The 14797-nt window shown below is 72.8% G+C and carries 13 protein-coding genes and 1 pseudogene; 7 read left to right on the top strand and 7 right to left on the bottom strand.

Going from position 1 to position 14797, the window contains the following annotated elements:
* Positions 1-5 precede the first annotated feature (5 nt).
* Complete coding sequence (locus ACZ3YO_RS04335) at positions 6-1166, bottom strand: serine hydrolase domain-containing protein (protein ID WP_465564662.1); 1161 nt, start codon at positions 1164-1166, stop codon at positions 6-8.
* A gap of 216 nt (positions 1167-1382) precedes the next feature.
* On the opposite strand from ACZ3YO_RS04335, the gene ACZ3YO_RS04330 reads away from it, so the two are divergent.
* Complete coding sequence (locus tag ACZ3YO_RS04330; RefSeq protein WP_465564660.1) at positions 1383-2819, top strand: serine/threonine-protein kinase; 1437 nt, start codon at positions 1383-1385, stop codon at positions 2817-2819.
* A 118-nt stretch (positions 2820-2937) separates the two neighbouring features.
* On the opposite strand, the gene ACZ3YO_RS04325 is transcribed toward ACZ3YO_RS04330, so the two are convergent.
* Positions 2938-3681 carry a TetR/AcrR family transcriptional regulator gene (locus ACZ3YO_RS04325; RefSeq protein WP_465564657.1) on the bottom strand — a complete coding sequence of 248 codons (744 nt, stop codon included), beginning with the start codon at positions 3679-3681 and terminating at the stop codon, positions 2938-2940.
* A 104-nt stretch (positions 3682-3785) separates the two neighbouring features.
* On the opposite strand from ACZ3YO_RS04325, the gene ACZ3YO_RS04320 reads away from it, so the two are divergent.
* The 3 genes from ACZ3YO_RS04320 to ACZ3YO_RS04310 all read left to right on the top strand — a co-directional run bounded on the left by ACZ3YO_RS04320 (position 3786) and on the right by ACZ3YO_RS04310 (position 6811).
* Positions 3786-4874 carry an ATP-binding cassette domain-containing protein gene (locus tag ACZ3YO_RS04320; protein WP_465564655.1) on the top strand — a complete coding sequence of 363 codons (1089 nt, stop codon included), beginning with the start codon at positions 3786-3788 and terminating at the stop codon, positions 4872-4874.
* On the top strand, positions 4874-5692 hold the full coding sequence (locus tag ACZ3YO_RS04315) for an ABC transporter permease (RefSeq protein ID WP_465564652.1): 819 nt from the start codon (positions 4874-4876) through the stop codon (positions 5690-5692). The genes ACZ3YO_RS04320 and ACZ3YO_RS04315 overlap by 1 nt, the downstream gene beginning before the upstream one ends.
* 132 nt (positions 5693-5824) lie before the next feature.
* A complete protein-coding gene (locus ACZ3YO_RS04310) occupies positions 5825-6811 on the top strand; it encodes an aldo/keto reductase (RefSeq protein ID WP_465564649.1) in 987 nt (328 codons plus the stop codon).
* 412 nt (positions 6812-7223) lie between these two features.
* Here the strand turns inward: ACZ3YO_RS04310 and ACZ3YO_RS04305 are convergent, their stop codons facing one another.
* The 3 genes from ACZ3YO_RS04305 to ACZ3YO_RS04295 all read right to left on the bottom strand — a co-directional run bounded on the left by ACZ3YO_RS04305 (position 7224) and on the right by ACZ3YO_RS04295 (position 9725).
* Positions 7224-7934 (bottom strand): serine hydrolase, encoded by a 711-nt coding sequence (locus ACZ3YO_RS04305; RefSeq protein ID WP_465564646.1) that lies wholly within the window; start codon positions 7932-7934, stop codon positions 7224-7226.
* 352 nt (positions 7935-8286) lie between these two features.
* Positions 8287-9207 carry a hypothetical protein gene (locus tag ACZ3YO_RS04300; protein WP_465564643.1) on the bottom strand — a complete coding sequence of 307 codons (921 nt, stop codon included), beginning with the start codon at positions 9205-9207 and terminating at the stop codon, positions 8287-8289.
* The gene (locus ACZ3YO_RS04295) at positions 9204-9725 is read right to left on the bottom strand and encodes a SigE family RNA polymerase sigma factor (protein ID WP_465544344.1); all 522 of its coding nucleotides are present in this window, start codon (positions 9723-9725) and stop codon (positions 9204-9206) included. Before ACZ3YO_RS04295 ends, ACZ3YO_RS04300 begins: the two co-directional genes overlap by 4 nt.
* 558 nt (positions 9726-10283) lie before the next feature.
* Between ACZ3YO_RS04295 and ACZ3YO_RS04290 the strand changes: the two genes are divergently transcribed.
* Together ACZ3YO_RS04290 and ACZ3YO_RS04285 are read left to right on the top strand one after the other, a co-directional pair.
* On the top strand, positions 10284-10886 hold the full coding sequence (locus ACZ3YO_RS04290) for a TetR/AcrR family transcriptional regulator (RefSeq protein ID WP_465564640.1): 603 nt from the start codon (positions 10284-10286) through the stop codon (positions 10884-10886).
* 98 nt (positions 10887-10984) lie between these two features.
* Positions 10985-11476 (top strand): annotated as a pseudogene (locus ACZ3YO_RS04285) (DUF4188 domain-containing protein); the annotation flags it as partial.
* 128 nt (positions 11477-11604) lie between these two features.
* Here the strand turns inward: ACZ3YO_RS04285 and ACZ3YO_RS04280 are convergent.
* Complete coding sequence (locus ACZ3YO_RS04280; protein ID WP_465564637.1) at positions 11605-12870, bottom strand: SUKH-4 family immunity protein; 1266 nt, start codon at positions 12868-12870, stop codon at positions 11605-11607.
* Between the two features lie 118 nt (positions 12871-12988).
* Here ACZ3YO_RS04280 and ACZ3YO_RS04275 point away from each other — a divergent pair, with 118 nt between their 5' ends.
* Positions 12989-13738, top strand: a complete 750-nt coding sequence (locus ACZ3YO_RS04275; RefSeq protein WP_465564634.1) for a C39 family peptidase — start codon at positions 12989-12991, stop codon at positions 13736-13738.
* Between the two features lie 81 nt (positions 13739-13819).
* Here ACZ3YO_RS04275 and ACZ3YO_RS04270 read toward each other — a convergent pair whose 3' ends face one another.
* Positions 13820-14677, bottom strand: a complete 858-nt coding sequence (locus ACZ3YO_RS04270) for an SCO6745 family protein (RefSeq protein WP_465564631.1) — start codon at positions 14675-14677, stop codon at positions 13820-13822.
* Positions 14678-14797 lie beyond the last annotated feature (120 nt).

The following is a 14797-nucleotide window of genomic DNA, read 5'->3' as shown; positions in this document are numbered from 1 at the left end:
GCCGCTCAGCCGCCGAGGCTGTCGCGGACCGCCTCGATCAGGCGGTTGGCGCGCGCGTCGCCGTGGCCGATCATGCGGTTGGCGACGTACGCGAACCCGACGCCGAACTCGTCGTCGCCGAAGGCGAACTGGCCGCCCGCGCCGTCGTTGCCGAAGCTCCGGGAGCCGAGCATCGGGCGGAACGAGGGGGAGTCCAGCAGCACGCCGGAGCCCCAGCGGGCGCCCATGTCGAAGCCCAGGAAGCCTGCCCCGGAGGAGAGTTCACGGAGCGCGTCGGTCACGGTGGCGGGGGAGAGCAGCCGCTCGGCCTTCCCGTCCGGGCCTCCTTCGACGCCGGTGACGGCGGCCGCGTACAGCCCGGCCAGGCCGGTGGCGGAGGCGACCGCACCCGCGCCCGGCAGCTCGATGGCGTGCAGGCCGGGGTCGTTCCAGCCGTGCGGCACGTCCAGGCCGGGGAAGACGAGCGCGCCGTTCATCGTCACGATCCGGGTGAGCAGGTGCTCCGGCCCGGGCATCGGACGGCGCCCCTCGGCCTCCACCAGCCTGGCCAGGCGGGCGAGTTCGGTGGCGGGCAGGCCGATCCAGGCGTCCAGGCCGAGCGGGTCGCCGACCGCCTGGCGGAAGAACGCGCCGGGGGTGAGGCCGGTGATCCGGCGGATCACCTCGCCGATCAGGAAGCCGAGCACATGGCCGTGGTACTCGTAGGTGGTCCCGGGCTCCCAGAGCGGTTTCTGCGCCTCGATCGCCCGGACGACCGGCGTCCAGGCGGCGATCTCCTCGAAGCTCAGCACGGCGTCCAGGGCCGGGATTCCGGCCCGGTGGCCGAGCACCATCCGGCAGGTGATCGCCTCCTTCCCGTGCTGCGCGAACTCGGGCCAGTACCGGCTCACCGGGGCGTCGAGGTCCAGCCGGCCCTGCTGGACGAGCAGGTGGGCGGAGACGGCGACGAGGCCCTTGGCGCAGGAGAACACGGGGACGAGGGTGTCGGCCGCCCACGCCCGGCCGGTCCGTTCGTCCGCGACGCCGCCCCACAGCTCGACCACCTTGCGGCCGCCGGAGAACACCGTGACGGCGGAGCCGAGTTCGGGGAAGTCGGCGTAGTTGCGTGCGAACGCGTCGGCGACGGCGCCGAACCGCTCGTCGGCCCAGCCGTGGTGGTGCTGCATGGTGCTCGTCCTGTTCGTCGGGGTGCGTGGCAGCCTCGGCGGCCGGGTGGCCGCCCCCGTCGGGTGCGAGGCCGCTTCGTCGGGTACGTGGCCGCCGTACTGCCGTAGCGGCCGAGATCGTCGGCGAGGCCACCGTACGGGGCACCGGGCCCCGGCCGGAAACGATTTGACGAGGTGAAGCCGGTGCCGCGGTGGCGTGCCGCTAGGGTGAGCCCCGTGACAGGGGTGAACGGGGCACTGATCGGGGGCCGGTACCAGCTCCAGGAGCTGATCGGTCAGGGCGGCATGGGGCGGGTCTGGCGCGGGTGGGACACCACCCTGGGCCGCGACGTCGCGGTGAAGGAGGTCCTGCTCCCACAGGGCGTCACCGAGGCCGAGCGCGAGCAGCTCGTCCAGCGCGTGCTGCGCGAGGCGCGGGCCGCCGCGCGGCTCAACCACCCCGGGATCATCACCGTGCACGACGTCGCCGAGCACGAGGGTGCGCCGGTCATCGTGATGGAGTTCGTCACCGGGATCTCGCTGGCCGCCGCCATCGCCCGCGACGGCGCGCTGCCGGTGGCGCGGGTCGCCGAGATCGGCGCGGCGATGGTCAAGGCGCTCCAGCAGGCGCACGCCGCCGGCATCGTCCACCGCGACCTCAAGCCGGACAACGTCCTGCTCATGGGCGACCGGGTGATCCTCACCGACTTCGGCATCGCGCACATGGCCGACGCCACCACGGCGCTCACCCGCACCGGCGCGGTGATCGGCACGCCCGCCTACATGGCTCCCGAGCAACTGGAGGGGAAGCCGGCGGCGGCCGCCAACGACCTGTGGTCGCTCGGGGCGACGCTGTACGCGGCGGTCGAGGGCGAGACGCCGTTCAGTGGGGACACCTTCGGCGCGCTGTGCGTGGCCGTGGTGACCAAGGAGCCGCGGCTGCCGGTCCGGGCGGGCGGGCTGACGCCGGTGCTGGGCGCGCTGCTGGCCAAGGACCCGGCGCGGCGGCCCACGGCGGAACAGGCCCTGACGGCGCTGGAGGCGCTGGCGCGGGCTGGGGCGGGCGTTCCGACGCCGACGGCTCCCGATGCGGCCGGGGGCGGGTGGTACGGGCCGGTGCAGCCGGCGACGGCCCCGCAGCCGTCGCCCGGAATGCCGCAGGCGGCGCCCGGCGGCGCGTGGCTTCCGCCGCAGGCCGGGCCTTCCGCGTTCGCGGGGCAGGCAACGCCTCCCATCCCCTCCGCGCCCGCCGTGGCCTCGCCGCCACCGGCCGGCGACCACCCGGCCCCGAGCGCGGTCGGGGCGATGCTGGTGCGGTTCGTGGGCTGTATGGGGCTGATCTGGGTCATCGGGTCCGCACTGCCCTGGAACTACCTGGGCACCATCCCCGACGCGTTCGTGCCCCATGCCCTCCTCGTGACCGCCGTGCTCTCCCTCCTGAACGCCCTGCCCCGCCCCCGGTGGCATCCGGCAGCGGTCTGGGCGGCCACCGTGGCGGGAAACCTCGCCCTCTTCTTCCTCACCAAGGTCGTGGTCGCGCAGTGGCTGGGCTCGAGCCAGGTGGGATTCGGCGAGGAGCCGGTGGCGATGGCCGTCAACATGCTGGTGCTGGGCACCGGGGCCTGGCTGCTCTGGTTCCTCGTCCCGGGCAGTCGGCAGCCTGCCCGCCGGTAGTTCCCGCGTCCCCGCCGGGCAGGAGTCTCCGCGTCCCTGCTCGCCGGTGGTTCCCGCGTCCCCGCCGGCCGGGTGGCCCTCGCGCGCGTGCCGCCCGTCCGGAGTCCCGGACGGGCGGTCAGCTCTTCGTCACCGGGGTCAGCGCGGCCGTGATCACGCGGTGCAGTGAACGGTCGAACGCCGTGTCCGGGTCCGCGGGCGGGCCGGCCGTGGCGAACGCCGCCGCCAGGTGGGGGTACTCGCCGCTCATCGCGGCTCTGGTGAGGTAACCCACGAGCTGTCCCTGCCACTTGGCGCCCGCCGCACCGGTCCGCTCGTACTGGGCGTACTGGCAGACGAAGCCGTTGAACAGGGCCATGGCCTCCAGCCGGGCGCTGCCGTCGAGGCCGCTCGGTTCGGTGACGGCGAGGAAGTGGTCGGTGTAGCGCAGCGCGTTGGGGCCGATGCCGGGGCGGGCGATCACCAGCGCGGGAAGCCAGGGGTGGCGCCGCATGAGGGCGAGCTGCGCGTGGGCGAGCCGGCGCAGGTCCGTGCGGCAGTCGCCGGTCGGGGCGAGGCCGCTGTAGTCGTACTCGCCGGCGACCGCGTCGAGCATCAGGTCGAGCAGGTGTTCCTTCTTCGGCACGTAGTTGTAGAGCGACATCGTCCCCGCTCCGAGTGCCGCCGCGACCCGGCGCATGGAGGCGGCGTCGAGCCCCTCGGCGTCGGCGATCTCGATGGCCGCGGCGGCGATCGAGGCGCGGCTGTGGGCGGGCTTCGGGCCGCGGCCGGTGCGCTCGGGGCGCAGCCAGATCAGCTCGGGGGCCTCGGGAGGCTCGGGGAGCGCGGACGAAGAGCCGGCGCGGGGCTTGCTGGACGGCACTGGAAGATCACCTCGGTTACCCATCTTAGATACGTACGGCGTACGTAGTACGATGCGTGGGCGCGCGCTTCTACGTACGCTGTACCTAGCAGAGGGGCAGAGTCATGCCAGCGACCCATGGGCCCGCCGTCGAGATGACGGGCGTGGCGAAACGATTCGGAGCCCGCTCCGGCACCCGGTCCGGGGCTACCACCGGAATCACGACCGGAATCACCTCCGGGAGCACTTCCCGAACCGCCTCCCGAGCCACCACTGGAACCGCCGCCCGAACCACCTCCGGAGGCACCGAGGCCCTGCGCGGCCTCGACCTCACCGTCCCGGCCGGCACCGTCTGCGGTCTGCTCGGCCCCAACGGCGCCGGCAAGACCACCGCCGTCCGCGTCCTCGCCACCCTGGTCGCCCCCGATCGCGGCACCGCCCGGGTCGCCGGGTACGACGTGGTGCGCGAGGCCGAGGCGGTCCGGCGCAGCATCGGGCTGGCCGGGCAGCACGCCGCCGTCGACGAGGGCATCACCGGCCGCGACAACCTGCACCTGCTCGGCCGGCTGCACCACCTCGGCGCCCGGGCCGCCCGGGCCCGCGCCGGCGAGCTGCTCGAACGGTTCGGCCTCGCCGAGGCCGGCGACCGCCTCGTCCGCACCTACTCCGGTGGCATGCGCCGCCGCCTCGACCTCGTCGCCAGCCTGGTGACCAGCCCGCCGGTGCTCTTCCTGGACGAGCCGACCACCGGCCTCGACCCGCGCAGCCGCCAGGAGATCTGGTCCACCGTCAAGGAGTTGGCCGACGGCGGCACCACCGTTCTGCTCACCACCCAGTACCTGGAGGAGGCCGACCGGCTCGCCGACGACATCGTGGTGATCGACCACGGCGCCGCCATCGCCACCGGTCCGCCGCAGCGGCTCAAGGCGGCGATCGGCACCCGGATCGCGGTCACCCTCCCGCAGGCCGGCCGACTCGGCTCCGCCGCCGTGGTGCTGGCCGCCCTCGCGGAGAGCGGCGATGTCGTGGTCGACCAGGCCGAGCGGACCGTCGCCGTCGTCACCCGGCCCGGGGTGGAGGTGCTGCTGCCGCGACTGGTGCGGGAGTTGGACGCGGCGGGAGTGGTCGCACAGGACGTCGCGGTGCGGCCGCCGTCGCTGGACGACGTCTTCCTCGCGCTCACCGCCGAATCCGCCCAGGGGAGGGCCGCCTGATGGCCGCGTCCGTCGCTCCGCCCGCGCTCCCCGCGCCGGGCCGGCTGCTCTCCGACGCCTGGTCCTCGATGCTCCGAGTGCTGCTCAACTACCGGCACTCGCCCGGCCTGTTGGCCGCCTCGCTGGCGGTGCCGGTGGTGATGGTGGTGGTCTTCGGCTACGTCTTCGGCAGCGCCATTCAGGTGCCGGGCGGTGGGAACTACCGAGAGTTCCTGATGCCCGGGCTGTTCGCCATGGTGGCCGTCAACGGCGTCATGCCCACCATGGTCGGCGCCGCCCGCGACGTCGGGCGCGGGGTCACCGACCGGCTCCGTTCGATGCCCGTCTCGCGGACCGGTCTGCTGCTCGGGCAGACCCTGGCCGACTTCCTGGTCAGCGTGGTGGTGTTGGCCCTGCTCGCCGTGGTCGGTCTCGTGGCGGGCTGGCGGATCAGGGGCGGACCGGCCGACGCCGCAGGGGCGTTCGGGCTGTTGTTGCTGTTCCGCTTCGTGATGACCTGGGTCGGCACCTTCCTCGGGCTGGCCGTCGGCAAGGAGGAGGCGGCCAGCCAACTCGCCGTCGCGGTCTTCCCGTTGGCAATGGTCACCAACGCGTACGTGCCCACCGGCGGCATGCCCGGCTGGCTGCGCGTGACCGCCGACTGGAACCCGGTCAGCGCCGTGGTGCAGGCCTGCCGCGAACTGTTCGGCAACCCGTCCGCGCCCGGCGGGGCCTGGCCGATGCAGCACGCCGTACCCGTGACGCTGCTCTGGTGCGCGGTGCTGCTGGCGGTCTGCGGGCCGCTCGCCGTACGGAAGTTCGCCACGCACGGGCGGTGAGGTGCCGTCTTCCGGCTCCGTGCGCCACATTCCCGCCGTGCGGCGGCCGTTTCGGACGATCTTCGGCCCGGCTTCCGTCCGCCCCGCGGAATGTGCTGGACACCGGCGCCGGTGCGGCCGAAGGTGGGCGGCATGGAGTTCACCCACCTCGGCCGCACCGGCCTCACCGTCTCCCGTCTCTGCCTGGGCACCATGAACTTCGGCCCGCACACCGAGGAGCCGGATGCCCACCTGATCATGGACACCGCCCACGAGCGGGGCATCAACTTCTTCGACACGGCCAACGCGTACGGCCGTGACGGCGAGGGCAAGCTGAAGGGCCGCACCGAGGAGTTCATCGGCAGATGGTTCGCCCAGGGCGGCGGCCGTCGCGAGCGGACCGTGCTCGCCACCAAGGCGTACGCCCCGATGGGCGAATGGCCCAACGAGGGCCGCCTCTCCGCCCTCGCCATCCGCCGCGCGGTCGAGGAGAGCCTGCGCCGGCTCAACACCGACCACATCGACCTCTACCAGATGCACCACATCGACCGGGACACGCCCTGGGAGGAGATCTGGCAGGCGATGGAGGTCCTGGTCGCCCAGGGCAAGATCATCTACGTCGGCTCCAGCAACTTCGCCGGCTGGCACCTCGCGCAGGCGCAGGAAGCCGCCCGCGCCCGGCACTTCCTCGGCCTGGTCAGCGAGCAGTCCCTCTACAACCTGATCGACCGCACCGTCGAACTGGAGGTCATCCCCGCCCTCCAGCACTACGGCCTCGGCCTGCTGCCGTGGTCCCCGCTCCGCAGCGGCCTGCTCGGCGGCGTCCTGCGCAAAGAGCGCGAGGGCACCGCCGTCCGCGGCGCCATGGGACACGCCGCCGAGATCCTCGCGGCCAACCGCGACCGCATCCAGGCCTACGAGGACTTCGCCGCCGAACTCGGCACCGAGCCCGGCGACCTCGCCCTCGCCTGGCTGCTCAGCCGCCCGGCCGTCACGGCGCCGATCGTCGGCCCCCGCACGCTCGCGCACCTCGACGCGGCGGTGGGAGCGCTCGACGTCAAGCTCGACCAGAAGACGCTCGACCGGCTGGACGAGATCTTCCCCGGCCACCAGCCCGCCCCGGAGGACTACGCCTGGTAGCCGCGCGGTCTGTCCCGGCCCCGGCCCGTTCACCAGACGGGGCCGGGGCCGCCGGGTTCGGCTCCGCCCCGGCCACCTCGCCGCCGGGCCCCGGCGGCCAGTCGGCGGCCCCGGGCAGGGCGGGATGTGGACCGTGCCGAAGGCGGCGAGGTGACCACGGGGTATTTGAGGCTCTGCCGGGCGCCGCCGGCGCCCACATCAAGGTGGCCGCAGACTCCTGTTGATCCATGATGAGCGGACCGGCGCCATACCAGGGGCATTGCGTGACTGGGATTGGTCCGGTTCGCCGGTCGCGTGAGTGGCATAGCGTCATATCCGTTGTGCGGCAAGGATCATGCCTGCCCGAACTGCTCTGCTCTCCGGGCGTCGAGGGGCGTCTGAGGGCGCCGGCACTGCATGGACGAGTGGGTTTTCAGGGCGTGCGCACCAGTGCCTCGACCGCGGTCGCCGCGGCCTGCTCGATGAGTGCGATGCCGGTCTCCCGCGTGGGCTGACCGTCGGTGAGTACGACGACGAGCAGCGTGTGTCCCGCACGTTCGACGATGCCCACGCTGTTGACGACCCATAGCTGAGGCATCCCGCCCGGGAGCCAGCCGTTCTTGAGTACGGGCAGGTCGCCGGGCGCTCCCGCTGCGCCGACGCCCCAGTTCTGTCCGGCGGTGACGGCGCTCATGAGAGCCCGTATGTACGACCGGGATGCGGCGTTCAAGGGGGAGTCCGGCGTGAACACGGCCTTCAGGAGGGAGATTTGGTCACGGGCCGTGGTCCGGGTCAGTCCCCAGGCTCCCCTTTGGCCGGCGTGCGCCGGGGTGAGTCCGAGTCGGGCGTTGGCCGCGTCCAGACCTTGGCGTCTGCCTATGTCGATCCAGAGTTTCTGTGCCGCGTCGTTGTCGCTGACGCGGATCATGTCGGAGGCCAGCTGTCGCTGAGCAGAGCTGAGTCGGCCTCCGCGGTCCTGCGTCTGCAGCAGCAGGGCGGCCAGAATGTTGACTTTGATGATGCTCGCGGAGGTGAAGGTCTCGGTGGACGAACCGTAGGCGGCCGAGCGGCCCGAGGTGAGGTCCTCGACGGCGAGAGCGTACTGGCCGTGGTGCACCCCGAGCCCGTCGAGCGCGAGGCGCACGGCCTGTTCCGGCGTTGTCGTACCCGTGGCGGCAAGTGCTGGCTCGGAAAGCGGGCCTTGCGCTGACGGGGTTGACGGGGTTGAAGGGGTTGACGGGGTTGACGTCGGCAGTGGGCCGGGAGAGGCGCCCTCGGCGGGACCCGAGGTCGGGATCAGGACGTGGGCAACCATGGCGGCGCCCACGAGTGCGGGTATGACGAAGGCTGTCCGATGCTTCATGCGGGCACTCGCTTTCCGATGTCCGGGCACGCGGACATCGCCTATTGGCCGGTAAGGGCGTGTAGGGGTTTCCGGACGCGCCGCCGTGCGGGCTCGGTCCGGTGTCGTCTGCCTCAGTGGCGGCTGGTGCGGCTCAGCTGCCGCAAGATCTGGCGATCTCCGCTGTCTCGTCGATCTCGATCGGGAAGTCGTGGTGGCCGCCGAGGTTCACGGTCCATCCGTGGGTGAGAGTTCCGGACGAGGGGTTGTGGGCGAGCCAGAAAGGCGGGGTGGTGAAGGAGCAGGTGCCGGCGGTCGGGCCCTGGTCGGATCGAAGCTGCGCGGTCACGAACTGCTTACCGAGCCTTGCCACGGCGGTGGAGTCTCCGGACTTGGTGGCCGCCACCAGCCCGCCGTAGAAGCCGGAAACCGTAGGGTCGCCCCCCTTGCTGTCTCCGGCGACCGTTGTGCAGGTCAGGTCGGTCACCTTCCCCGTGGCCCCGTCGAAGTCCAGGGAAGGGGTCCGGTCGAGCCGTTCAGTCCCCTGGTACAGCAAGACCTCACCCGACGCCAGCACGCCGTCGACCAAGGCACCGCAGGTCACACCGCGGGAGTCAGCGCCCCAGATCCGTTGGTACGTGGACTCGTTGGCGAACAATGCCGCCACCTCTGCCGGATCCACCGCAGAGCGGGTGGCCGGATTCTGGTAGCGCAGGGCCGAGAGGAACAGGGTGTTCGTCGTCCGGGCCGGGTCGGCCGGGGAGGCCGGTGTCGAGGCCGATGCCGAAGCCGTGGGCGAGGACGGCTGGATGGGCGGGGGCGGAGGAGGCATATCGGTACTCGGCGCGGTCGATGCCTGTACGGGCACCGAGGCGCGGTCGTGATCCGCTTGAGACAAGAAGCCAGCGCCCAGGGCCACGATCACCACGGCCGCCGCCGCACCTGTCTGCAGGCGCCGGCGGCGCTGCCGTACCGACCCGATGAGGTCATCGACGTCGTAGCTGCGCGGCGGTTCCTGCCGTGAACGGTCGAGCATGGCCGCGGCCAGCTCCTTCTCCAGGTCGTAGTCCTTCATGCCGCCCCTTCCGAACGTGCGTGCAGTGCCTGTGCATCGACGGTCGACCGGAGTTTCGACAGGCCCCGGGCCACCTGGGATCGGACCGAGCCGGCCGAGATGTTCATCAAGTGGCCGATCTCCGCGTCGTCGAGGTCTTCGAAGTACCGCAGCACCAGTACGGTGCGCATGCCGATCGGCAGGGACTGCAGCTCGCGCATCAACTCGTCGCGGACCACGAGACCTTTGTACGGATCGACGTACCCGTCCCCGATACCGTCGTCCAGGGGTACTTCCGCACGTCCGCGTAGTTTGCGCCAGCGGTCGTTGGCGAGGTTCACCAGGATCCGGCGTGCGTAGGCCTCCGGTGCGTCGGCGGAGCGAATCCGGCGCCAGTGCCGACAGACCTGCTCCAGCGTGGACTGCACCAGATCGTCGGCCGCATGACGCTCGCCGGTGAGCAGCAGTGCGGTCCTGAAGAGGGCCGACGACCGTGCATGCACGAATGCCGTGAAGGCAGGGACGTCAGCGGTTCGCATGGTCACCCGGCTCGTGTCTCTTGAGCATCCTCGCCTCTCCCGAAGCCCCCTTGGCTCCCCCGCTCAACCTGACGGAGCCCGACTCGCGACTGCTGCACGCGATCTCCGGTCGTGACGCAAGCGTTATCTTCTGCGACAGGCTTCCGCGCCCGTGGTCGGGACGGCCGGGTCTGCGCTTCGGTCCCCGACGGGACCGTATTCGGGGTGGCTGCGGGGGCTCCTCGGAGTCGTCCTCGCGGAAGGCGCGGTCGCGGACGTGGTGCAGGAGGTTCTCGATGCCCCAGTGGCCTCTGAAACACGCGGCGAGTTCGGCCGGAGTGGACCGACCGTGGTCGGCGACTGCCCCTCGGAAGCGAGACGCCGGGGAAGGCGGACACGGCCTTTGCCGGGTCAGCCCGGGTGGTCGGTGAGGTCGGCCGAGGCCCGGAGCAGGGCGTAGACGGGGGCGAACGCGGCTGCGCGGGATGCGGGTGTGGAGGAGGGCATGTGGGCTCCCATCGGTGGGTGGACGGTTCCTGAGTTCCTGAAGGCGCGGGCCGCTGTGGTAGCACTGCAGGCATGACGGAGAGGCCTGCCCGGCGGGGCAGTTATCACCACGGGTCGCTGCCCCAGGCACTGGTGGCGGCGGCGCTCGAGGTGCTGGACGAGGAGGGGCTGGGTGCGGTCAGCATGCGGGAGGTGGCGCGGCGGGCGGGGGTGTCTGCGGGGGCACCGTTCCGCCATTTCGCTGACCGGCAGGCGTTGTTGACGGCCTTGGCGGACCAGGTGCTCGCGGACTTCGAGCGGTGGCAGCGGGCGGAGGTCGAGGGCAGCGAGGGGGCGGCGATGCGGGCGAGCGGGCTGGGCTTCATCCGGTACGCGATCCGGCATCCGCACCGGTTCGAGCTGGTCCGGGCGCGGGTGTTCACACCGTCGCGGCAGCCGGAGTTGCAGCAACGGCTGTCGGGGATCGACGAGGCGCTCATCGGGTACATCGTCGCGGACCAGGAGGCGGGCCGGCTGCGGCCGGGTGATCCGGCGCTGGTGGGCCTGGCCGGGCAGGCCCTGGTGTACGGGCTGTCGCAGATGATCATCGACGGGTACCTGCCGCCGGAGAAGGCCGAGGAGCTGGCGGTGCAGGTGTTGGACACATTCGGCCAGGGAGTGGCGAACCGCCCCTGACAGCAAGGGATTTGGGTTTTGCGCGGAGCCTTGACCGGGTTGTCGCCCGCTGATGTAATCACCGCTTACATGGAGCGAGGGGCCAACTGGAGGCAGACGTGTTCGCCAAACCGACTCCGGGATACACCACCGCGGCCGCCACCGGAGACGCGGTGGTGCTGCTGATAGGCATGCGCATCAACCGCTTCTGGGCCGTCCATCACTGGGGGCCGGTGATGATGGCGATGTTCCGGATGCTCGCCGAACTGGCAAAGGCCCCGGACCGCGGGCTGCGCGGACGCGTCCTGCTGACCGCCAACCCGCGCACCTACTACGTGGTCCAGTACTGGGAGTCGAAGGAGAAGCTGTACGCGTACGCCACCGCACCGGACGCCTTCCACCACAAGGTGTGGGGGATCGTCAACCGCAAGGTGCGGGGCGGGAAGACCCGGCAGCACGTGGGGCTCTGGCACGAGACGTACGTCGCGCCGGAGGGGTCGTACGAGGCCATCTACTTCGACATGCCGCCGTTCGGGCTGGCGGGGGCCACCGGCTCGCTGCCGGTCGAGCGCCGCGGGCGCCGGGCGGCGGACCGGTTCTCCTACCGGTCGAAGGCGGAGGACTCGAAGGCGGAGGGCTCGAAGGCGGAGGGCTCGACAGCGGCGGGGAAGACGGCGGAGGGTTCGGCGGTGCCGGGGAAGACGGCGGAGGGGGAGCCCGCTTCGGCGCAGGGGGAGGCTCAGTAGAGCAGGCCGCCCATGTGGTCGTCGTCGGCGAGGAGCTGCCAGGAGTGGTCGGGGTCGGCGAAGGCGGCGGGGTCGAGGGCGGTGAGCACGCCCTCGACCACGCCGCTCAGCAGTGACTGCGGGTCGAAGACCTCCCAGCGGTCCTTGGCGACGCCGTACTCCCACAACCGCCACTCGGCGCGTATTCGTTCGCACGTCCAGAGGGTGTAGAGCAGGGCGGAGACGTCCCGGTTGAGGTAGGCCGCGGGCAGGCCGGGGTCGTCCCAGGCGGGCAGCTCCAGCCGGCCGGTGGCGCCGTCGAGGGCTATCGCGAGGTCGTACGGCCAGGCGGCGAGGGCCAGGTGGTGGCGCTGATGGTCGCGCTCCCAGGCATCGTCGTCGGGGACGGGGCTCTCGTCGGGGACGTGTCCGTCATCGGGGACGGGGGCGAAGTAGTCCGGGTACGCCTCCACCATGGTGACCAGCGGCCCGTCGGCGGAGACGTCCAGCATGGGGCCGCCGGTCGGCAGGCCGACCACGGTGAGCAGCCGGCGGGTCGGCCCGTGGGTGAGCCCGTCCGGCAGCTCCTCCGGGCGAAAGCGGCGGACGGCGCCGTCCTCGGTGAGTGCGGCGAGGTCCTCGACCAGCTCCGGCCCGAGCTCGTACGCGAGCCCGTCCGGTTCGCCGGGGAGTGCGCCCCAGGCGAGGGAGCGCACCAGCAGGGCCGTCTCCCAGTGCGGGGGAGCGGCGTCGTAGTGCGCGAACAGCTCAGGATCGGTCGCGCGCAGCCGCTCCCGCGCGACCCGGGCCACCTCCGCGACGATCGCCGGCCCGCGCTCCCCGGCCACCGCGTCGCGCTCCTCCGCCGCCAGGGCCGCCACATCGACCTCGCGCATCAGCCCGACCAGGGCGGACAGGCCGGTGGCGAGCAGGTCGCGCCGGAGCGCCCCGCTGCGGTGGGCGGCGAGGAAGACCTCACCCGTCACCCCGTCGAGGACCACGGCGTCGTCCTCGCGGGCGAGATCGGCGAGGTGGGCCGTCCCGCCGAGGACGAAGAGGTGCTCCCCGGTGCCCCCGCCGTCGGCGAAGGGCTCCAGCCCGGTGGCGTCGAGGCCGGAGAAGTCGAGAAAGGCCGCGGACTCCGGGAGGCCCTCCTGCGCCAGGAACTCCCGGCTGGGCAGGTGCGACAAGCCCTCCGGCAGCTGCCAGGGCTCAAGCTGCAGGCGCCCGTCCCAGTCCTGCTCGATGCCCATGCCCGGCCCCCAGGGGTGGTGTTTCATGATCCGGATGATCAGACCGACCCTAGCGGGCACCACCGACAGCCCGTGGCGGCGGGGGAGGGGAGTGTCGCGGGGCGGGTGCGCCCGTCCGGCGTGAGAGCGTCGGGGGATGGGGACGGTGGAGCAGAACAGCGGTGGCCCGGCCGTGGTGCACGACGTGCCGTACTACGCGCAGTGGGAGTCGGCGGGCCTGGTCCGGGACATCGTGGCCGGCGCGGTGAGTGCGGCGGACGATCCGCGCTGGGGCGAGTCGGGGGCGGCCACGCCGGAGGAGTACGAGTACTGGTCGTGGCGGCTCTGCGGGGTGGCCTGCCTGCGGATGGCGCTGGACCACTGGTGGGGGGTGGCTCCGGCGGCGGTGCCGCTGGCGGGGGAGTGCCTGGCGGCCGGCGCGTACGAGCGGGACGGCGAACGGCTGCGCGGCCTGATCCACACGCCGTTCGCCGCGTACGTCCGCGAGCGTTGGGGACTTGCCGCGCAGGCAAGGGAGTTGACGCCCGCGCAGGTGGCGGCGGAGGTGGCCGCCGGGCGGCTGGTCATGGTGTCGGTGCACCCCGCGATCCGCGACCCGGACGGGCCCGACCCGCAGCGGCGCGGCGGTCACCTGGTGCTGGCGGTGGGCACCACGGGGACGACGCTGGTGATCCACAACCCGTCCGGCTTCGCGGGCGATTCGCAGGCGTACGCCCACGTGCCGTGGCGGCAGTTCGAGCGTTTCTACGCGGGGCGGGGGATCGTCCTCGGCCCGCCCGGGAGCGCTGCCGGGCCCGTCGACGGGTCCGCCGAGGGGTCCGCCGCCGGGCCGTCCGAGGGGTCCGCCGAGAGGCCCGCCGCCGGGCCGTCCGACGGGTCCGCCGACGGGGAATGACGCGGCGGCCCGCCCGGGCGGTGACCGGGCGGGCGGTGGCCGGGCGGCGGCGGCCCGGGCGGTGGGTGACCCCGCCCGTCGTCAGGCCGTTGCGGCGGGCAGTCCGATCGGGTTGATCGGCGGCAGTGCGCTGCGACAGAGCGTCGAGATCGGCTTGAGCGCGGCGGCGAGCCGGTCGAGTTCGGCGCGCGGGTGGTTCTCCCAGACCCGGGCGGCGGCCAGGTCGGTGGCGGCCTCCAGGGACTGGTGGCGGATCCGCCCGCACTCCGTGATGGTGCCGTGCCCTGTCAGCCAGCCGCGTTCCACCAGGCGGGCGGTGGCCGCGTCCCACTGCTCGTCGCTCCAGCCGCGCATCGGCTGCAGCACGTCGCGGCGGACGTCCAGGGCGCAGCGCACCACCAGCGCCTCGCAGCCGTCCAGCCCGGCCGAGACCAGTGCGGCGACGTGTCCGTCACCCCGGTGCTCGCGCATCACGGTGGCGGCCTGCCAGAGCCGCCCGTACAGGCCGCCGGGGCGGGGAAGGGCGGCGTTGGCCGCCGCCAGCACCCGGCCGGCACAGTCCAGTCGGGAGACGGCCCGCTCCAGCAGGTCGGCGACCAGCTCGATCTGCTCCGGTTCGACGTGCTCCAGCAGTCGCGCGAGTGCCGCCGAGGAGCCCTCGACCCGGGCGGCCAGTGCGGCGTCCGGGTCCGCGAGCTTCCAGATGTCCGGCAGGGCGCGCTCCACCATGGCGGGGGCGAAGCTGAAGAAGGCGGCGATCACCGGCGGCGCGTCCACCGGGCCCAGCGGTGCCGCGCGGCCCGCGAAGTAGCCGCGCCAGGTGCCGCGCAGCCCGGCGGTCTCGAAGGCGGCGCGGCCCTCGGGTGAGAAGTAGGTGACGGCGTGCACCGGCTCGAAGAGCCACCACAGGGCGCGGGCGGGATGGACCAGTTCGGCCAACGGAAGACCTTCCTCGGGCGGGCACGGGGACCAGGGGGGACCCCGGGAGCACTGGGGAGCGGATGGTGCGCGGGCGAGCGGGTGGTGCGCGGTGTTCGGTGCCGGCGGTGTTCTTGCCGG

The organism is Kitasatospora sp. NPDC022785, assembly GCF_055561295.1.
Note: the sequence above shows the minus strand (reverse complement) of the source record. Positions and strands in the feature narration are given on the sequence as shown.